13 protein-coding genes and 2 pseudogenes are annotated in these 21,993 nt (G+C 36.1%); all 15 read right to left on the reverse strand.

The features are described from left to right. Window positions 1-35: 35 nt before the first annotated feature. Window positions 36-359, reverse strand: a pseudogene (locus OWO01_RS16075) (carbohydrate-binding protein); the annotation flags it as partial. A 75-nt stretch (window positions 360-434) separates the two neighbouring features. Then, window positions 435-1,172 (reverse strand): annotated as a pseudogene (gene bglS / locus OWO01_RS16080) (beta-glucanase); the annotation flags it as partial. A gap of 215 nt (window positions 1,173-1,387) precedes the next feature. Next, the gene (locus OWO01_RS13870) at window positions 1,388-4,609 is read right to left on the reverse strand and encodes a carbohydrate binding domain-containing protein (protein WP_268781060.1); all 3,222 of its coding nucleotides are present in this window, start codon (window positions 4,607-4,609) and stop codon (window positions 1,388-1,390) included. A 763-nt stretch (window positions 4,610-5,372) separates the two neighbouring features. Continuing rightward, entirely contained in the window at window positions 5,373-6,410 is a 1,038-nt protein-coding gene (locus OWO01_RS13875; protein WP_268781061.1) for a LacI family DNA-binding transcriptional regulator, read from the reverse strand. A gap of 32 nt (window positions 6,411-6,442) precedes the next feature. Next, the gene (locus OWO01_RS13880) at window positions 6,443-7,048 is read right to left on the reverse strand and encodes a YesL family protein (RefSeq protein WP_268781062.1); all 606 of its coding nucleotides are present in this window, start codon (window positions 7,046-7,048) and stop codon (window positions 6,443-6,445) included. Window positions 7,049-7,251: 203 nt separating this feature from the next. Then, window positions 7,252-8,097, reverse strand: a complete 846-nt coding sequence (locus tag OWO01_RS13885; RefSeq protein WP_268781063.1) for a carbohydrate ABC transporter permease — start codon at window positions 8,095-8,097, stop codon at window positions 7,252-7,254. Between the two features lie 11 nt (window positions 8,098-8,108). Further along, the gene (locus tag OWO01_RS13890) at window positions 8,109-9,032 is read right to left on the reverse strand and encodes a carbohydrate ABC transporter permease (protein ID WP_268781064.1); all 924 of its coding nucleotides are present in this window, start codon (window positions 9,030-9,032) and stop codon (window positions 8,109-8,111) included. 293 nt (window positions 9,033-9,325) lie between these two features. After that, window positions 9,326-10,639, reverse strand: a complete 1,314-nt coding sequence (locus OWO01_RS13895; protein ID WP_268781065.1) for an ABC transporter substrate-binding protein — start codon at window positions 10,637-10,639, stop codon at window positions 9,326-9,328. Between the two features lie 230 nt (window positions 10,640-10,869). Beyond that, window positions 10,870-12,216: a GH1 family beta-glucosidase gene (locus tag OWO01_RS13900; RefSeq protein ID WP_268781066.1), complete on the reverse strand. Its 1,347-nt coding sequence runs from the start codon at window positions 12,214-12,216 to the stop codon at window positions 10,870-10,872. 463 nt (window positions 12,217-12,679) lie between these two features. Further along, on the reverse strand, window positions 12,680-13,552 hold the full coding sequence (locus tag OWO01_RS13905; protein ID WP_268781067.1) for a hypothetical protein: 873 nt from the start codon (window positions 13,550-13,552) through the stop codon (window positions 12,680-12,682). A 526-nt stretch (window positions 13,553-14,078) separates the two neighbouring features. Beyond that, complete coding sequence (locus OWO01_RS13910; RefSeq protein ID WP_268781068.1) at window positions 14,079-15,074, reverse strand: tetratricopeptide repeat protein; 996 nt, start codon at window positions 15,072-15,074, stop codon at window positions 14,079-14,081. Window positions 15,075-15,354: 280 nt separating this feature from the next. Beyond that, window positions 15,355-16,881, reverse strand: a complete 1,527-nt coding sequence (gntK, locus tag OWO01_RS13915; RefSeq protein ID WP_268781069.1) for a gluconokinase — start codon at window positions 16,879-16,881, stop codon at window positions 15,355-15,357. A 156-nt stretch (window positions 16,882-17,037) separates the two neighbouring features. Continuing rightward, complete coding sequence (locus OWO01_RS13920; protein WP_268781070.1) at window positions 17,038-18,468, reverse strand: amidase family protein; 1,431 nt, start codon at window positions 18,466-18,468, stop codon at window positions 17,038-17,040. An 834-nt stretch (window positions 18,469-19,302) separates the two neighbouring features. Beyond that, a complete protein-coding gene (locus OWO01_RS13925; RefSeq protein ID WP_268781071.1) occupies window positions 19,303-20,130 on the reverse strand; it encodes a hypothetical protein in 828 nt (275 codons plus the stop codon). An 813-nt stretch (window positions 20,131-20,943) separates the two neighbouring features. Next, window positions 20,944-21,894 (reverse strand): GTPase, encoded by a 951-nt coding sequence (locus OWO01_RS13930; protein ID WP_268781073.1) that lies wholly within the window; start codon window positions 21,892-21,894, stop codon window positions 20,944-20,946. Between the last annotated feature and the right edge of the window lie 99 nt (window positions 21,895-21,993).

Raw genomic sequence — 21,993 nt, forward strand, 5'->3', positions numbered from 1 at the left:
ACAAAATTATTGAATTTATCTTACACGTCTATTTTCTATTCATTTTTAAACCAAAACTCGCTTAAATTTGCTGTACCACTAGTAGATACAATATAGACATCATGAAATCCACGGACACTACTATCTAAATTAGGGGTTCCATTCCATTCGTAACTTGACCAATCACCTGTAGGCCCATAATCAACCGTGCCAATTATTCTACCGCTTGGACTACCAATCCTTATATCAAAACTTCCTTGAAGAGGTGATGAGTAACTGACCGCAAACGCATTGTAGCCAGTAGAAAAATTGACATTATCAAACTTGATCCAATTTCCTGAACTAAAAGAACCTACCCCACAATTCCATGACGTAACCCCTCTTGCATCATTAAAATCACACGCTCGTAATTGGAAATCTTGAGCTACTGCTGGTGGTTGTTGGCCCGCTCCTGTACTTGGTGTATACCGAACCCACTCATAATATGCATTTGCATCTTGACCAGCATAACGACCAGCCCATTCATCGATACCATAGGTATTCCAAATGTTCATCATAATTTTACTTGGATTGCTAGGGATATTTTCTGTAGCTGTAGCAACTAACTGTCCATTAACGTACCAGCTAATATAATTTGGTTGCCAGTCAAACGCATAGGTGTTAAAATTTTCGGAAGCATCAAAACCTAAATCATAAAGAATTTCATTTCCACCAACACCGTTCGTGTAATAATTAAACTGAACTTTTGTTGTATCATTCCCTAAAAATTCTATGTCTATCTCATCCCAAGGGGCTCCATTATAGGATGGTCCCGTATAAGTGAAAAAGGATGAAATAACACCAGACACATTTGACGGCTTCATAGAAACTTCATAGAGTCCATACCCGTAAAAATTATTGGTTGCATATTCTCCACTCTCATAATTATATGGGCGTGCGTACGCATCATTTCTGCGTAATGATAATTCTAGTTCACCACCGTTAAAATTCACTCGATTGGCACTCCAATGTGAACCAAAGAAAACGTCATCATTTTTCCATCCATCGGATATTTGCCAGTTATTCGCATCATGGTTGTTAAAAGGGGCAAATAAGCTATCTTCTGTTACTGGATTGTTTGCATAAACTACTGAAGAAACAGATAACATCAATAAAGCGATAACAAGCACAATTAGACTTTTTTTATGTTTCATCATAAATATACACTCCCGTTATAGATTAAGTTTTTTTAAAATTATACCGGTTTCTCTATTTATTTTGATACATTTTTACTATTATCCTGGACGTGTCAACTTGTTTAAATTGAAAACTGTTAAATTTTTTATATAGAGAAGTCGGTTAACAAATGAACTGTTAACCGACTAATACATTTACCTGGATTAGTATAGATAGTCGAACGCTATCTACATTATCCCAGTTTCTTTCTTTTTATGATGAATGAAACACCACCGATGGTGAGTAATAACATACCCGCTAATAGATAGTTAAATACATTTGTTGCAGTGCTTGGTAGTTCACCTTCACCTTTTGTACCATCTTTAGCAGTTTCTTCAGAATCTACGCCTTCAGCAGTTTCTTCATCATTACTTTCAACTTCTCCGCCTTCACCATTACGGTTTTCTGGTTCTTCTGGAGAATCAGGTAATTGAGCTTGTAATTCTTCAATTTTACTGTTAAGTTCATTGATAAGTGTTTCTAAATGAGAAACTTGATCTCCTAAATCGCTATGTGAAGCTTTAAGTTCTTCAATCTCATTTTGTAATTGCTCTACTAATTTTTCTAGCTCTTTAACATCATCGTTATTTTCTAATTCATTAATTCGATTCTCTAAATCATTAATTCTATTTAATAATTCTTCGACGATTGTTTCTGGATCAATTTCAAACACACCATATGTCGAGAAGTGGTCAACTGTCAGACTGATAGTGTTTGTTTCTGGGTTCATATCCCCACCAACAAGTTCCCATTCTTCTGTATCTTCATTATAATAGAAGATCGCTACATCATCATAGCCTTCTTCGTATCCTAACTCTAATACAAATCCAGTTGCACCTTCTGCACCTTGAAGGTCTACTTTGATTACATCGCCAGCTGGTTTACGGTCTTTATTTTGTACTGGTTCTTCTACTGGCTCTATTGAAATCGTAGCACCTTCTGGTAGGTTCGCTGGCATTTTAATCGATGTCTTTGTATCTTTTAATTTTACTACTTCGTTGGAAGAAACAGGTGTTTTCGTTCCACTTTCTACTTCAATGATATTTTCTTCTGGATCTGTTGGATCTTCAACTTTTCTAACCGAAACATTGTCAATGAATACATCATGTGCTTCTTCAGGAGTTAAACCTTCATCATCTTTTCCTAAAGCAAAACCGAACTTAGATGATAAATCAGTTGGTTCTGACATTTCGAAAGAATAAGTAAACGTTTGCAATTCCTCCGTTAATGTGACTGTTTGATCAGAGTATCCTGTCCATATGTCATCTTCTTCACCATTGCGTTGAACTTGCACACGTAATGGTCGATCTAATGTTGATTTCGCATCAAATGAAACCTCATATGTTTCACCTTGCTCAATTTCAACTCCAGTTTGGAACAATTGAATATTCCAATCTGCATCACCGATATTAGTGATAGAAACTTTAGCCTGTCCATCTTCTTCAGAGAAAGTCGCTTTCGCTGGGTTATATGCTTCTCTTCTCCATCCAGATAAAGAATCAAATATTCCGTTTTCTAGAAGGTTCCCCACTTCTACACCTAATGGAAGTCTTTCTAAAAATACATTGTCGATATATACATCATTGTTATTACCACCCAGATTAAATTGAAGGATGGAGTTATTATCTCCTTCAGCTTCCATCGTAAATTGAACGGTATGTTGTTTTGTTTCTGTTGATAAAGAAATGGTTTCCTCATAAACAACTTCTGCATCTGAGTTTGTAAAAGCTACTTGAACATCTCTCTCAGCTTCTGCACTTGCGTCAAAAGTTAATTCGTATTCTCTTCCGTTCTCTAATCGAAAATCGCTTTGTGTTAATTGTACAGAATTGACATCGTTACCGCCATCGGTAATTAATGCGTCAAATCTTCTTTCATTTATTGCACTACCAATATAGTAAGTTGCATCTGCAGTTTCGTCCGTTTGGAATTCCCAGAATCCCATTCTTCCTTCACCTTGATCAAACGTACCATTATAGATATAATTTCCTGTTGGAAGTGGACCTCTTATCATATCCGCAGGGTCAGGATCAGCGATTTTTTCTAATCTAACATCACTAAAAGAAATATCAATATCACTTTGTCCCATATTAAATTCATATCTTGCTTTCACATCAGTTGAATTTCCCATCTTAAATTCAAATTCATACTCGTCCCATTCAGTAGAAATAGTGATTGGATCTTTTCCAGCATAATCCGCCCAACCAGCATCTCCATCTCCACCTATTTTAACTTTTACCGGTCTTTCATCCTCAGCCTTTGCACTAAAGGATGCTCTGTAGGTAGCACCTTGTTCTAGATGTATAGGGGCTTGAAGTACTTGAACAGCGTGTTCAGAAGTTCCACCTGATTCAATTTTAACATCTAATGCGCCGTTATTAACTTCAAAGTCTGCATTTCCGCCATCAGCTTTTGAAAATGTCCAATAATCTGTACTAGCAAAGTCACCATTATATACATAATTACCATCTTCTAGAGGTGCTCTTACTTCTCCAGCACTCTCTGGTTTTTCATGTACTGGATATTCATCTTTTTCGTAAAATCTTACATAATCAACTTTCATTTGTTGTGGAAATACAGTAGACTCGTCAGGATTTCCAGGCCATCCACCACCAACGGAAATATTAAGAATTAACATGAACGGTTGGTCGAATGGTGCAGGATACGTGTACTCATCTGCATTATCAGGATGTTTAGTGAACCAGTCATTTGCAGTATGGAAAAGAACATCATCCACATACCAACGAATTTCTCCAGGTTCCCATTCTATACTAAACACATGATAATCATCAGCAAAAGTTCCATTTTCTAATGTGTATGTCGCTTCTCTTGCTCCCTTTGGTTCACCGTAATGAATTGCTCCATGGACCTTGTGAGGCTCATGTCCTAACAGCTCCATAATGTCAATTTCTCCACTTACTGGCCATGTCCCATAAAATGGCTCATCATTTGGCATCATCCAAATTGCCGGCCACATACCTTGTCCTTCTGGTAATTTCGCTCTTACATCTACCCTTCCATAAGTCAACATCTTCTTATCTTTTGTCCAGAGTTTAGATGAAGAATAGTTATATACTTGACCATCTGGCTCTGTAATATCTTCTTTTCTAGCCTCAATAATTAGATTGCCATCTTCAACCCAAGCGTTGTCCTCTGTATACGATTGTACTTCATCGTTCCATCTACCATTTGTGGGCTCATCAAAGCTCCAATTATCCATATTTATTTCATCACCATCAAATTCATCAGAAAAAGTTAAGTTCCACCCATTATCTTCTGGATTTGAGCTTCTGTCTACACCTGCTCTAGGATTAGCATTTGAACTTTCTGAAGCAGAAACACTACCAATAAAGCTAAAATTAGAACTAACTAAAAGTACTGCTAGTAAAACAATAAATGCTTTTTTAAGCTTCATGCAAAATAACCTCCATTATTTTTTTAGTAAATTGTGTTGCCAAACGTATTAAAGCATCACCCCCTTAAAGAATAGTTGATTATCTATACTACATTGCAGACAACCTACAATATTTTCTTCGATTTGTTATTATTCATGTAGTTGGTTGAAGCTTATTAAAAAGAAACATTTCATTTTAATAAAGCATATAGACAACTAAGCTTACCTACTTTATTCAGAAATACTTTTAGCTACATCCTTAAATAATTACTATTACCACATGATGAAGTGATCTTACTATCTTATAAAATGATAGATTGCTTTTACGTTTGAATATCTAGTATTTTAGAATCGCTCTCTACTAACACGCGTTAGTAGAGCTTTAAAAAAATAGACAATATGTATATTTCTTGAATATTTTGTCTATAGATTATCAATCGAAAGCGCTTTCAGTAATGATTTTAAACGATACTTATTAATAAATCAATCGTTTTTTGAATTTTTTATTGTACAAGCTAGTAATAATGTATTCGTTTACATTTTTTCTTGGATTGTCTATAGTCTTAAAATTGAATATCTCCAATTATTCTCATTTTGCCCGAAAACGTTTTAGATGAAATTATTTGAGGAACTTACGAGTTAGCGTTAAAACCATTATTTAGCAAGGCTTATTCTGCACTCCCTAAAGGTGTTGAAGTAAAAAATTATGTAAAAGGAAATGGAGAGACCTTATTTGGTCACCCACTCCTGTCCTATCATAAATAGTAATAATTGCATTCTATTATTATAAGTGTAAAGGTTTTTTAACATCTTGTATAACAGCAGCACAAGATGTTCTTTCTATTAATCTCACTGGTATTTTAACCGACATCAATTGCTTTTCTATTGTATTGATTTGATCAATGAGAAGATTCGCTGCAGTTTTCCCTATTAACGAAGTCTCCTGCTTGATCGTAGTTAACCCTGGAGTCATATATTTACTAATTTGTATATCATCAAAACCAACGATAGAAAAATCGTTTGGCACATTCAATCCCGCTTCTTGAATTGCTGCAATGGCACCAATTGCCATTAAATCCCCTGCTGCATAAATAGCAGTTGGTGGGTCCTCTAAGTTCAGAATTTGTTTCATTGCTTCTTTTCCACCCTCATACGTAAAGATGCCGCCATCAACAACGTATTCTGGAACTATTGCTAGGTTATTCTTTTTCATTGCTTTATAAAAGCCCTTTAACCTCTGCTCTCCAACATATAACGTCTCACTACCATATAGATGAGCAATCTTTTTATGCCCCAACGAAAGTAAATATTCAACCGCTAGTTCACTTCCATACACATTATCACTATAAACGACATTTGCTCCCCTCATATCCATATCAATTACGACAGAAGGAACATCAGACTCAATTAATTTTTGTAAATTAGGAGAATTTAATGCAGAGCAGACAACAACTACTCCGTCTACACCTCGATATAGAAAGTGGTCGACATATGTTTTCGGTTCATTTCCGATATTATTGGATGCGAAAAGAAGATCGTAACCTTCCTTCTCAGCGAATTTCTTAAAGCTTTCAATCACAGCATTAAAAAATGGATGCTCAATTCCTATTCCCGAATCCTCAACAAAAACAACACCAATTGTCCATGATCTTTTCGTTGAAAGCGCTCTCGCACTTGAATTAGGATAGTATCCTAATTCATTTACCGCTTCGGAAATGATTTTTTTTGCCTTCTCTCCAACATCAGAGTAATTATTAAGCACCTTAGAAACCGTACTAATCGAATATCCTGTTTTTTTCGCGATGTCATAAATCGTAACCATAACTTTATTCCCCAAATCTAGGTAATGTATTATCAGACTGCATTGAATTTTTTGAAAATCGAATAATTCAAACTCATCAACACGTAGGCAAAAACGCTAATACCTATTGCGATAAACGCCGTCGGGTAATTTACAGCAATAAGCATATAGGCAAAAAGCCATATTAACTGCATCAATGACAACCCTGGTCGAGCAAAAACTAAACCAACAGCGGTTTTAAAATAGCGAATTGTTTTTTTGTGCTTGAAGTGAGCCATAACTGAAAAGGTATTGAGAAAACTTAGCACAACAACGGTTGCTACACTAAAGATAACAATATAAATATACAAATGAATAGAGCTAGTATAAAAGTATGAAACAAAAGAAAAGTTCACATATATAATATAAAACAAAACCAAAAATAATGCACCTATAAGATTTGAGGATACAAATTCGGCTTTATAAAAAGCAAGGTAACTTCGAAACAACGGAATATCTTTCTCTCCTTTTAACCATTCTCTAATCAAACGGAATACTGCAACTGTTGCTGGCATAAAACCAAAAATGCCTAGTCCAGCGAGAGTAAAAACAAGCCACAAGAAATTTAAAACAATGAATCGATAAGCTGTTTCAGCGATCATAAAAATCATTCTGTTCATTATTATCACCTCATATATGAATATTACAACCGAGAAAATATAGGTGATTCCCAATTAATCTGGAATCACCTAAAATGCATATCTCCTCAATGCTAAGAAATTAACCTAAATTTTTTTGAAGAATGTAATCAAGCCTTTTAGGTCATGCTTTAAGGTTAACAATCAGTGGTAGAATAAATATCCTGCCACTGATTAAAGTTGATTTATTTTACTGCACCTTCAGACAAACTTTGAATAAATAAACGGTTGAACATTAAGAATACAAAGATTAGAGGCACGGTTGCCCAGAATGTCCCTGACATAATCATACCATAATCCATTTGTCTTGAGTCATTCAATGCACGTAACGCTACTTGTAACGTATGCACCGCTGGATCTCGTAGTACGACAAGTGGCCATAAGAAATCATTCCACACATGCATGAATACGATAATTCCAAGCGTCGCAAAAGCTGGAAGAATCATTGGTACTACAACATTCCAATAAATACGGAAATTTGAGCACCCATCAATTTTTGCCGCTTCAACAATTTCATATGGTACACCCTCATTGATATATTGCCTCATCCAAAAAATACCGAAAGCATTAATTAAACCTGGCACAATGATCGCTCTAAAATCATTTAACCAATTTAACTCCGTAATAATATAATACTGCGGAATTAAGCCTAGTTGGGGCGGAACCATCATTGTTACTAGAATCAATCCGAAGAATATGTTTTTACCTTTGAACTCTAATTTTGCAAACGCATATCCTGCTAAAGAACATAGAAATAGCGTTCCAAAAGTAATCGATGCAGAAACGAATAATGAGTTCCACATCGCTCCAAAGAAATCAATATTATCTGTTACCTTTTGAAAGTTCTCAACTAAATTTGTTCCTGGTGTGAATGGTGGTGGAACAGAATTTATTTCACGATTTAATCGTGTCGCCATGATAAACATATAATAAAAAGGAAACAAAGAAACTAAAGATCCTCCTACTAAAACCACATAAACAAAAAATTTCTTTATGGAGAATTTCCCTTCTCCAACTTCTCTTGTTGACATATTCACCCCTCCTAACTAACTTTACTTTTCTTTGTACGACCGATCAGACTAGATATCCCTAGATTCAGTGCTGTCAATGAAATAATAATGACAAATAGCACGATCGCTGCCGCAGATGCAGTTCCAAATGTATTATATACAAATGCATCTCTCCATAAGTAAGCAACTACAGTAATTCCTTCTTCTCTAAAGCCACGTCCTAAAAAGATCAATGGCTCTGTGAATAATTGTAAACTTCCGATTGTAGCGGTAAACACAACAAACATTACAATTGGTTTTAACATCGGTAGGGTAATTAGACGAAGCTGTTGCATGATGGTTGCTCCATCAATTTTTGCTGCTTCATACAACTCTCTTGGAATACTTTGCATTCCAGCTAAGAAGATAATCGTATTGTAACCAACCCAACGCCAGAATACCATTGTCGCAATTGCAAATTTAACTGGCCAATACTCTGCACCCCAACGAATTGGACCTACATCAAAAAGGCTAAGAATGTAATTTGCAAAACCAAAAGGCTGGTTATTAAATACAAGCCCAAAGATAATTGCCACAGCAACAATTGACGTAATATAAGGTAAGAAAATTAATGTTCTAAACACATTACGAAAGCGGATAAGTGTTGAATTCAAGGCAAAAGCTATCACCATCGAAACGAGAATCTGTGGTAGCGTTCCTAGCAATCCAATTAAAAACGTGTTTTTAATTGATGAGTAAAAAATGGGATCGGAAAAGATAAATCTAAAGTTGTTCAAACCATTAAATGTCATTGGGTCTAAACCATCCCAACGAAAAAATGATAAGTAAAAGCTAAATAGCATTGGAAACAAACCAAAAATGGCAAATAAAATGAAGAACGGAGAAATAAAGAGATAAGCCGCTACCGCCGTGCGTTTTTTATCAGTAAGTCGATTGTTCTTTTTCGTTTTCTTCAACTTTGCTACCCCCTTGCAAAAAATATTGTATTACTTTCAAAAAATCTTCGGTCTTTTGACAATGTAGTAACTAGATTGTTGCACAGGACCGATACACTTTGTTGATTTTTTTACTATTCACTAAGATTGTTTCATTTATTCTTATTTTACCAAAACAAAACCACCTTAGTAACTAGTTGTATATAATAAATCATTCAATTTCGTATATCCTAATGATTTTTGATCAAATTCAGAATTTCCAATAACTGGCGTGCCCTAGAAGACATTAATCTTTTAGGGCACGCGCAATTTTTTTATCGTTGTAAAATTCTTTCAATTCTACTTACTGCTGCATCCCATTCCTCATCTGGGTCACTACCTGCAGACATGTTATCAATCGCTTCTTTTAATTCTTCATCTACTGGGTAATATAAACGACCTTTGTATACTGGAATTACTGATTGTGCAGCTTCAGAGAATACTTGTGCTGTTGCAATTCCTCCGAAATATTCATCTTCATAGTCCATAAATTCTGGCATATCATAAACTTGTGGAGATGACGGGAATAAACCATAGTTCAAGAATGCTTCTAATTGTTGTTCTGGAGCTGTTAACCATTCGATAAAATTGTAAGCTTCTTCAGCATGTTCACTTTCTGAAGGAACAGTTAGGTAAGATCCACCCCAGTTTCCAGCACCTTCAGGCATTGTTGTAATTGACCAAATTCCTTCTTCAGGGCTGTTATCTTTGATTTGTCCTTGCATCCAAGCTGGAGCTAGCATTGTTGCGTAAGTTCCTTCTTCCATTCCAGCAAACCATTCTGGAGTCCAAAGTGGAATATCTCCTACTAAACCTTCATCAAACAAGTTCGCAACATAATCATATGCTTCTCTAATTTGAGGATGGTCATCAATAATTAATTCATCATCTTCATTGAAATATTGTTGTGTTGCTTGGTCACGACGCGCGTTGAATACTAGTTCTCCTGCGTCCGTCATTAACTTACCAGTTTCTTCATAGATTTCTCTAGCAACTGCTTCATAATCTTCCCATGTGTTAACTAATTCATTAACAGCTTCTGGAGAAGAATCAAATCCTGCTTCCTCAAAAACATCTGTACGATAGAACATTACTGTTGGTCCAATGTCTGTTGGAAGACCAAATTGGAAAGTACCGTCTGCATTTCCTCCATTTTGGAATACCCAATCAAGGAAGTTGTCTTCTACATCGGCTGCTCCTAAGTCAAATAAATTGTGAAATGCATCCTCTGCATTACGGTAACGCTCAATCTGAGCCTCTTCTACCATTGCGATATCTGGTGCACCACTACCTGCAGAGATTGATGTGAATAGGTTATCATGCACATCATTCATGTCAGCGTTTTGAAGATTAATGGAGATATGTGGATTTTGCGCTACATATTCTTCGATTAATACATCGTAGCCAGTATTACCAAACTCCCAGAATACTAATTCGATCTCACCATCACCGAAACTTTCCTCTGTTGTTTCCGGATCATTTGCTGAATCATTTGCAGAATCGTTATTATCGTTTCCGCCACCATTACACGCTGCTAATAATAAAATTGCTAAAACCATAAATGCCGTTAATTTTAAAAATTTTGACATCATACTTCCCCCTTGGAAATTTAATTTGGTTGACTTGGTTAAAAAAACTTAATAGCAAAACACGTTATCCCTGCTTCGCCATCACCTCCTTTAAGTTTCATTTCACCTTTGTAAGTCATTGATGTAATCGCTTTCTATTTGCGCATTAAGATCCGTCTTATTACAAGTAAATGTCTTGAGGTTACTTCTCGGATTCAGAAGCACCTCGAAACAATTATATATCACTGAAATTATTTCACTTCGAAAAATTTATTGCTAATCACTTGTTTATACCAATAGAAGCTATCTTTCTTGGTACGTTCTAACGTCCGATAATCAACATAGACAATACCAAAACGCATCGTATATCCTTCTGCCCATTCAAAATTATCAAGCAGCGACCAAGATACATAACCTTTAATATTAACTCCTGATTTCATCGCACGATCTAGTGCGATCAAGTGTTGTTGCAAGTAGTCAATTCGTTTACTATCCTTGACTCTCCCAGCTTCTTTTTCATCATTGTAGCATGATCCATTTTCCGTAATGTAGATCGGCACATCACCATATGTTTTCGCAATATGAGTTAATACGTTATAAAAACCGTCTGGATAAATGTTCCAACCTATATCTGTTTTTTGATAACCAGTGTCTACGCGTTCATGCTCAAACATTCCTTCGTTTTCTTTGTAACGACCAACACTGCCAGTGTAGTAATTGATACCTAGAAAATCAATTGGTTGATTAATGATCTCCATGTCGCCTTCTTCAATGTGTAGTTGAGCTCCATTTTCCTCGAATATATTAACTAGAGTTTTTGGATAAGACCCTTTAAACACCGGATCAAAAAACCAATCAATGAAAAATGCGTTTGCGCGCTCACAAGCGTCAATATCTTCTTGCTTATCACTATAAGGTTCATTCCATTCAGCATTTGGCGCATATCCTATTTGACCTTCCACGCCAAGCTTCCGGAAATGGATAACAGCTTTTCCATGTGCGACATTCATATGGTGCGCAGCATCGACAGCTAATTGTAAATCTTTATTTCCCGGTGCATGTACACCAAAATAATTAGATAAAAATGATGCACACCAAGGCTCATTAAATGTAATCCAGTGTTTAATTTTTCCTTGGAACTCTTTAAACATTACCTTAGCGTAGTTGGCAAAAGCTTCAATCGTCTTTCGATTACCCCAACCCCCATTATCTTGTAATGCTTGTGGGAGATCCCAATGGTACAGTGTACACATCGGCTCAATCCCTTTTGCTAGCAGCCCATCTACTAAGCGGTGATAATAATCTAAACCTTCTTGGTTCACTTCTCCGGTGCCATTCGGGAAGATTCTTGGCCACGCTACCGAGAAGCGATAAAAATCTACACCTAAGTCTTCCATAATTTCAATATCTTCTTCATAACGATGATAACTGTCACATGCAACATCACCATTATCTCCATTCTCAACTTTACCTGGAGTCTTAGAGAAGGTATCCCAAATGGACATTCCTCTTCCACCTTCACTTGTAGCTCCTTCTATTTGATAGGAAGCTGTAGCAACTCCCCATTTCATGTCTTTTGGAAACTGTATAACCGCCATAACGAAACCCCTTTCGAAAAACCGATAAAAAAACCAATACCTTTACTATTTGTATTGTTATTTAAATTTATGCAAGATTTTAGATCTTTTTATTTTTTATGAAAACGGAAACAATTCGTTAAATCCAACTTTTGAACTAATAATCAATTTCATGTAATCGTTGAAATCAACCGAAACCGCTTTCTTTTTTCATTATAAACCGCCTAAGAATAAAAAGCAATAGTTTTTTTGAAATTTTCGAAAGCGCTTTATGACCAAAGAATCAAATCGATCTTTTCGCGTATTCATTTAAAAACTTTTCTGTTTTAGACTTTGGATGAAATACTTACCGTTATCATCCAATTATTCTGAATTATTTATATCATCTTCACTATATTTCTTAAACACGAGCAGATATAAGTAGCGAATTTTATCGGTTAGAAAAGACTTTCCCATACATTACTATCACTTTTTAGCTAGTTAACTATCTGTTATAGATGTAAGTATCGATATAATTCTCGACTTTATTTAAATCATCTAAAATTGGATAAATGGGGTTTAGGAATACCACTACTCCGTTTGTTTGTTTCTTCACGTTTTCCGTCGTAGTATATTCAAAGAATAGATTTGTTGAAATGTAGTTTAGTTCATCTATAGCTGGCTCATCTCCACTAAGTTGAAGCGAGATTTCTACCATTGAATCGGCAGGAATCGAGATAGGTAATTGGATATAATCATCAAAAATGTTTTCTCCTATTTTTATTTTCGACATACTTAGCGTTAAGAAATTTTTTGCGTGTATCTTTTCTAATTGAATGGCTTTTTTTGCTTCAAATTGATAGACAACCTCATCACCACTTTTGATTATCACGGACGACATATCATTTGGTATTATAGTAGGAATAAAATCCTGGGTGAAGATATTACCACCTTCAAAAGAATGAACGATAGGGGTGGTGAATTCAACTTTAATTGATTCACCATTAATATTTAACACTAACTTATTGATAACAATTTCATGACTTACTTTCTTTTTTGGAGTGACTGTAATCATGAAGACATTTGTGTAGTAATGTTTGTACTTATGTTTTTTTATTTTATCGATCGTATTATCAACAATTTCAACACTAAGGTTTTCAGTGTTCGTACCCTCTAGACCTATATGCTCATATTTTTTTATTTTGTTTTTAGAAAATAATACGAGTTCAAAAGATAAAGATGATTCATTTTCAGAAGAAATAAGAACTTTTTCAGCATTTGAATAAAAATCTAGCATACCGTTATTTGAACTGAGTTGAGAACAAGACAATAAGACAGACGCTAGCAATACTATCATAATAGATAATTTTTTATTCATGGAATTCCCCTCCGAAAATATTAATTTTAGGTTAGAGAGTAAACAAAAAATGTTGACCCACTAGTATTCTATCTAAATAATACTGAAAAAAATCTCAAGTGGAACAATGCTGGTATTTCTTTCAAACGTTAAGAATCTACAAGTGTATCAAATGAATCAACTTTAATAACTATACTTATGTTGCTGCTTCCATTGTTTCCGTTTTGTTAACGCTCAAGAATAGCATACTGTAATTTTTTTGAAATGTATAGAAGTTTTTTCAATTTTCCAACGTGTTTAGTTCTATATTTGGGGATTTTTGTTTGTTATAATCTAGATATCTGATCACTCCCTAGAATTAAGTAAATCTTCAACATATTTTAGAAAGTAACACAATAGTATCTTCCTATACCGGACAAACAAAAACCCCATCTATACTTAAGGCTTAGATGGAGTTTTCCTTATTTCATACACTGATGATACCCAGGAAACATTTACTTTGAAAAAACAAGAACGCAGGTTTACTTACCCCCTACTTTCATCAACATTAAAACTCCTTCAACTTCTGCTTTGCTTGATCATCACCTTTTAAAGCAGCCTTCCTATACCAATATTTAGCTTTCTTACTATTAACATGGGTTCCTATTCCATTCTCATAACAAAGGCCAAGATTAAACTCTCCATAAGAGTCGCCCTGTTCAGCGGCCATTTGATACCATGAGATCGCTTCAACGCCCAGGCCATTTTCCACCGCCTCATGGCCTAATCGATTTGCTGCAAACACATCACCATGAAGCGCAGATACGGTAAACCATCGTTTGGATTCTTTCATGTCTAATTTTGTTCCAACAGCCTTTTCATACATATAGCCAAGTGTGTACATTGCTTCTGGAACACCTTTATCAGCAGCTTTCTTAAAAAGTTCTAATGCTCTTTTTTCATCCTTCTCCACATACTCGCCACGTAGATACATATCCGCATAATTGTTCAAGGCATCGCCATGCCCTTTTTCGGCAGCTTCTTTATAAGAAAAGTAGGCTTTTTCCAAATCACGCTCGATAACATTTCCAACAAAATACTCATTACCTAGCCAATAAAGCGCATCGGCATTACCAATATCTGCTGCTACTTTGAACCAGTCAAAGGCCCATTCATCACGCTCAATCGATTTATAAAAATGAGCCAGTTCGACCTGGGCATCGGTGTTACCTGATAAGGATTTTCCATACAGAGAAATCACTTTCTCTTCTTCCGCTTCATCAATATAGATTATCTCTGGATCAGTTGTGGGGTCCATCATTTCAGATAAAATAATTTCCAAATCACGCACTAAAATATATTTATATTCCTCCTGAAAGCTAATCACGTTCACTAATTGCGTATATAAGATATCAATATCGTCAGGAAAACTACTTTGGGAAGAAACACATTCCTTCAAAATCAAAAAAAGTTTTTCAAGAAATTGATCACTTGCATGTAGATTGAGAAGAATTTCAGCAGCATTCCTATAACCGTTTTTATATAATTTCTGTTGCAGTTCCACTTGAACGACACCTTTCTAATATCTATATGTAGAGTCTGACTCATGTTTCTCACAACAAATTACCTACCTAAATAATTTCTCCTAAAAAAGAATTTTATTACATTCCTTCATTGTATGAAAAAATATTATTAGATCGCAATCGTATCCGAGATGAAATATTTTTTACGTAATTGTTTTGAAGATAATTCTTTTTCATTATGCTGTAAGATAAGGCGACATAAAATAACTTGAACTTTACTTCCCTTAAATAAATTTTCAAAAATACAAGACATCGCAACCCTTAGTTCTGAAATTTCACTACATAGGGATATTCGTCATTAAACATACGACTCAATCTTAAATAAACAGGAATCAATTCCTTGTATACTTTTACATGCTGCTGATTCGGTAGATTGTTATCTATTGTTCCCACCATTTTAGATACAATAGTAAAATCATCGATTTCTCCAAGTGCATAGAGTCCTAGAACAACTGCACCCAGACAAGAGCTTTCTACACTTTCAGGAATTTGTACTTCTTGGTTGAATACGTCAGCAAGCATTTGCCTCCATAGCGGCGACTTGGCAAACCCTCCCGTTGCATGAATCTTTTCTGGAATCCCTATTTGTTCTTCTAACGCAAGTAACACCGTATATATATTAAAGTTGATCCCTTCCAATACCGCTCGCATCATATGTTCTCTCTTATGATGCATACCTAAGCCAAAAAAAGAACCTCTTGCATTTGCATTCCAAATTGGTGCACGTTCTCCAGTCAAGTATGGATGAAAAATTAAACCCTCAGATCCTGGCTTTACTTTACTGATTTTTTCGGTGATAAGGTCGTACGGATCAACACCTAATTCCTTTGCCTTCTCTACTTCTTCATAGCAAAACTCATCCCGAAGCCAGCGTAGCACCATTCCACCATTATTTACAGGACCTCCAATAACCCAATGATCGTTTGTCAATGCATAGCAAAAAGTTCTCCCTTTTTGATCTGTAACGGGTTTATTTGTCATTGTACGAATAGCACCACTTGTTCCAATCGTCAACGCTACAACTCCCGGTTCGATTCCATTCACGCCTAAATTAGAAAGAACACCATCGTTTGCTCCAATGATAAAAGGCACATCTATACTCAGTCCAAGTTCCTCAGCTAATCCCTTCGATAGTCCTTGAATTTTGTGTGTAGTAGGTACAAGTTTTGATAAATGATCAGCTGTAATACCTGCAACCTCTAAGGCCCCTTTATCCCAATCTAATTCTTCCAAATGAAACAACCCTGTCGCCGACGCAATAGAATAGTCAACGATGTACTCACCGAACAACTGATGCAACACATATTCTTTTATTGAAATAAACTTATACGTTTCTTCAAAAATTCGAGGTCTTTCATGTTTTAGCCAAATAATCTTAGCTAGCGGAGACATCGGATGAATTGGAGTTCCTGTACGCAAATAAATTTCATGCCCGTTCCATTCTTCTTTTAGCTTTTTCACCCATGGTTCTGCACGTTGATCTGCCCACGTAATACTGTTGGTAATTGGCTTTCCATCTTTATCAATTGCAATCAAACTATGCATCGCTGCGCTAAAAGAAACGAGTAACAATTTCTCTGAACTAATCCCACTAGCACTTAGCGCTTTGCGAATCGATGTTTTTACTGCTTGATAGATCTCTTCGGCCTTTTGTTCAGCCGCACCCGGAACTGGAGTAAGTAATGGATACTCGACAGCATACTGCGTTTGAACCTTTCCTTCTCTATCAAAAAGCACCGCTTTTGTACTTGTTGTACCAATATCGACACCTAATAAATAGTTTTTCATAATTATCCTCCGCTAAAACTATTTTGATGATATTTATTTATTTCTTAGCTAATCATTCTGAAAACTAAGTTCATGTTTTTCAACAGAATCCAAAAAATAGCGCGAACAGATTTAACACGTTTATTTTTCAATTTTGTTAGCTCTTCTTGCAATCGATTAATCGTGAATCAAGTGACCGACATACAACAGCTCGATGTCTTGATTTGGCTTTCCGATGATCGTAATCCCAACCGGCTCCCCCGATTCCCGTTTGAACCCTGGCAAGGTTAATGCCGGGTAACCTGATGTCGCATAAAGGGACGTAGCATAGTTACTTAACGTAACAAGGAAATCAACGGATTGAAAGGCTTCATCCAGTGCTTTTGTTGTGATCGTTTGATTAGCTTTTATCAACTCGTCAATCTCTACTTTTGTAAATGTGTGACTCCTTGCTTTTTCAATTAAATCTTGTCCATAAGGGATGGTATTGTCAGAATCTTTTTCGTTAAATAAAAAAACATCGGAAAGTGTGATTGGTTGATCCGTCGTTTTAAAATAATCACGTACGCCCGCATTAAATTGATAGAGCAACACATTCGTGATATCGACTTCATGTGCATCTTCATTCAATGTTATCGGCACACAATGGACGCCCGCTTCATTCAAGCGTTCAATAAATGTGTTCATGATCGTTTCATCTTGATCACGATATGCCTGTGTGATCGCTCGATCCGTAAGCTGACCAAATCGATACGACGTGAGGGGTTGGTGAAAATCTTCAAACGTCTCTTTAAACGTTGCCATTCCTTTCAGTAACGTGTAGCAATCCTTCACGGTATTCGCCATTGGCCCTGCGGTATCATGCGCTTGAGCGATGGGGATAATCCCTGCTTGCGAGACAGTCGTTAAGGTTGGTTTCAATCCGACAACGCCGTTCTGACTTGCGGGATAAATAATAGAACCGGCCGTTTCTGTCCCAATTGCCACAGGACTCATCTTGCTGGCTACGGCTACTGCACTTCCCGAACTTGAGCCACCCACGTCAAATCTTCCAAAAGGGTTCTTCGTCTGCCCACCAACAGCTGAATAACCATTCGCGCTTTTGGTCGTCATAAAGTTCGCCCACTCGGATAAATTCGTCTTTCCTAAAATAAGTGCCCCTTTTGCTTTCAATGCTTGGATGATCTCCGCATCTTCTTTACTATGGAAATCTTTTAAGATCGCTGCACCCGCTGTTGTTGGTAAGCCTGTCACAGCAATATTGTCTTTAACAAGGACAGGAATTCCGTATAACAGATCACGAACGTCATCATAAAAACAAGCCTCCGCTTCATCAATCACAGCTTGATTCAGCGTAATCACCGCGTTGCTGTCTTTTGTTTCAAGAACCCGGTTATAAAAAGCTTTTGCAATGTCTGCGTAGGTTGCTTGCTCTGTTTTAACAAGCATCTGCAAACCATCAAGATCACTGGATAGGATTTGCTCTTTTAACACATGATCGATCTTTTCAATAACCTCTGTCCGTTCAACTTGATAACTAGATACAGGTGGTGTTTCATATTGTTTTGTTCGTTGATCTTTTATATACGATTCACTATTAAATGACATCGATTCACTTCCTTTGCTGTGTTTATACTATAGATAAGTTTAGCATAACATTGTTTAATTATAAGGGTCAGCCCCTCACGTGGACAAGTGTGCAGGGATAGGGGACAAACTTGATCCTGGGTGCTTCCTCCTGCTTAATCATGTTTTTCTCTTTACAAAAAGGGAAAATATAAACAAATCGTTAAATTTATCATAATAGATTCTAGAAGCTAGTAACTAAGACAATATGCTATGGTTAGAGAAAGGATAGGGGAAATTGCGAAATAGAAGTTGGGTGATTGGAAATATTATCATAGGTGCAGGATCTATCATTATTTTTCTTTATGTTTTGTTCGGATTTTTTTGGCAGAATCCAAATTTAGTACCATGGTATCTTGTACTTCTCATCGTTCTCTTTATTTTATTTAATACAATAATCATTAAAAAACACTCACTAACAACCTGGATAGTAACCCTGCTTATCGCGATGGGGTCAGCAGGGATTACTTATTTGCTTCACTTTTTATTTGTAGCAAGATGATCTTATTATGAAGAAGCAGGGGACTGTCCTCTGCTTTTTCTATTTAGCACCAGTTCATTGACTAACATTCTTATTGACTAAAGAAGCAAGATTCCAAATTTATATTGGTTTAGTTGTACATTCGGTTATGCCAGTTTTCTAAAATGGTTGCTATATTTTCGCGTAATTTACAACAATCATTTTTGTATCGCAATCTGAAATAATATCCTCGCAAAAAGTTGATGACATTTGATTTCTTCCAAAAGAAGTTCAATGTATATCCTTCTTCTTCTAATAAATCATTTAGTTCTTCGGAGATATTAGAAAGCCAATTTTCATTTTTTTACTCCTTCATTATTAAACTGAATAGCATGAATTAAATCGTATGTTGACACTGGTTTACCATCTTGATCTCTGACTGGCTTTAACCGTCCGGTAATTTCAAAATTAAAGCTATCAAAACGACATTTGCAGTAAAGAATGACAATTTGCTCTGGAAGGATAAAGAGCATGGTATAAAAAACGAAAAGAAACAAGCATGTGAAAAATAATTCTTCTATTTTCCCCGGTTGAACGATCCGTAGTAACGGTACCATAACAAGTACAATTGGCCCCCCTACAGCCGTTGCAAAGGGCAACAAGGACTTGGTCTCAAATTTTTGTCTCAACTGATCTTTCGAAGAGCCTTTTCTATAATACCCTTTTTTCAGTAAAATCATAAACCTTGTCCAAGTAATCACAAAGACTAACACCCCACCTAATAATGTCGTTTTAATAATAAACATTAAGGTATTCAAGTCAGAGGTAAACGTCGAAGCTATTATAAGTAACGCCAGAATATAAGATGATACTCCAAAAACATTTTGCGAAACAATAATGCTGAGTAAATATTGTATTTTCTGTGATCGCATATAAACACTTGGAATCATGTAAATAATCATGAAGACAGTCAGTATAATGGAGAACCAGAGATGATTAACAAACACGCTCCTATACAGAGGGAAATTTGATTCTACACCCGCGAAATGTTCTAACCATAAAAATAAAGCTTGAATTAATATAGCTCCAAAAAAAGTCGCGGCTAAATTACTTGGATCTTGTCTTCCTGATTCAAATGGTCCCCTTAAGACCAGAAAATCCACTTCGGATATTTTTTTCAACAAATCAATCACCTCATTAAATTTTCTATGCGTTATATTACAATTTTTTTAATTTCAGTTTCCCTATCACATAAAGTGAAACTTCAATCAGTGGGAGTTTTTAGTTATTCCCCCACTGATTGTTAGCCCTAAAGGATGACCTAAAGGCCCTTGAACCATTCGGGGTGCTAGCGTCCGTTACTCCCACTTAAACAACTTGCTTTTCTTGTTGTTTTGAAGTGGGAGTCTTACGGACGGTTGCTCCGGGATAAATATATTCCTAAATCTGAATCTAGTAGGATATCAATTCTGTGACAGTTGCTCTTCATCCATTGCCCAACATTACTTTCATCAATACCCTTTCCTTTCCTTTCATTGTTTTATCTTGTAAAAGTCGAAGCTGCTAATGTGCTTCTTGTTGATTTAGGACGATAATGTGGAGTTGCAAATCTAGCGTTGCTTTTTGGCCTGCTTTTCCGGTTTTAAGAAACTTCCTAGTATACCAAAACGTATTGCCCCCACTCAACTAATTTGGGAGCTTCTTTGGTTGGTGAGGTAAACTTCTATCTATTATTCTGTATTTTTCTTTTCCTATAGGCTTTCCTATAAACCAAGTTCAATCTTTAATGGCCTTGTCAAATTCGTCAACTAGATTCATAGTCAACCTCCTCGTTAAGCAAGCTCTATCTATAATATACAACAAGAGTAAAGTTATAAAACAAACGGATAATCTCATTTTCATTCCTACAAGCAGCTTTAGATACAATTATAGTAGTCGAAAAAGAGCCAACCCCTCCCCATGAACATTCGTCCACAAAGATGGCTGACCCTAATCAATTATACTTCCGCTTTGTTTTTCTTCATAAAATTCTTCGATAATGTTTTTATTAATTCCGCATCAATTTCGATGTCTTTTTCATACGCGTATTTCATCGAGTAACCTAAGGCCATTGTTAAGCTCCCTGCAATTCCAGCACCTGCAATGGAGCCTGCTCCAGGGATCAATTTGACAGCTTGTCTAAAGATACTTTTGCCGATATTACCTGTTACTGCAGCTATCGCCAATTCTTTTGCTTTCCCTTTAGACAAAGGTTTTTCGTATAAGGTTGCTAACTTTACCATTAGCCCTACTTGTATAGATGTGATGGGAACGATATCTGATCCAGGTATTGGAGTTACTCCGACAGCACCTGCAGATGTTGCTGCACTTAGGATCCACTTGTTCGCAATCGGTGACTTTTCTTTCACATGTTTCGCGAATAAGATGTCCTTACCTTTACGTTCTAAAAAACTCATTATTTCATATCTTAACTTGTCTATGTTTTCACCAGTTTTTGATGAAATTGGCACGACCTTAAATTTATTATCTGTATTGTCTTTAACAAATTTCACGAGGTTAGGGATATCTTCGGCAGCATCAATTTTATTCAACACAAAGATAATTTCTTTGTTCACTTTACTAATCGTTTTAAAATGTTTTCTTTCCCCTTCAGAAAAAACGGTACCTGCGGCATTAAGAAAAAACAGAATCACGTCTGCTTCCTTATAGAACTTCAACGTTTCCTCTGAATTTTCCGTATGAATATCATCTAAACCAGGTGTATCTGCGAAAATGATTTTATCCTTGTATTTATATTTCTCAACAATTACGGTTTCCCCAGGTTGAGCCCCCACTTTCGCGACCTCATCCCCGATTAATTGATTGATCGTCGATGATTTACCTGCATTTACATCTCCAATCATCGCAAACAGTATTTCCTTATCTAATTGTTGATTAACCTGATTCATTGCATCATCAAAACTTCTATCAAAACCTTCTCCACTAAACTCATACTCCTCCAAACCAAATACGCTCCTTCCACTGACCACAATTTTTTTCTACTAATA

The sequence above is a fragment of the Natronobacillus azotifigens genome (assembly GCF_026805325.1).
Taxonomy (GTDB): Bacteria; Bacillota; Bacilli; order Bacillales; family Amphibacillaceae; genus Natronobacillus; species Natronobacillus azotifigens.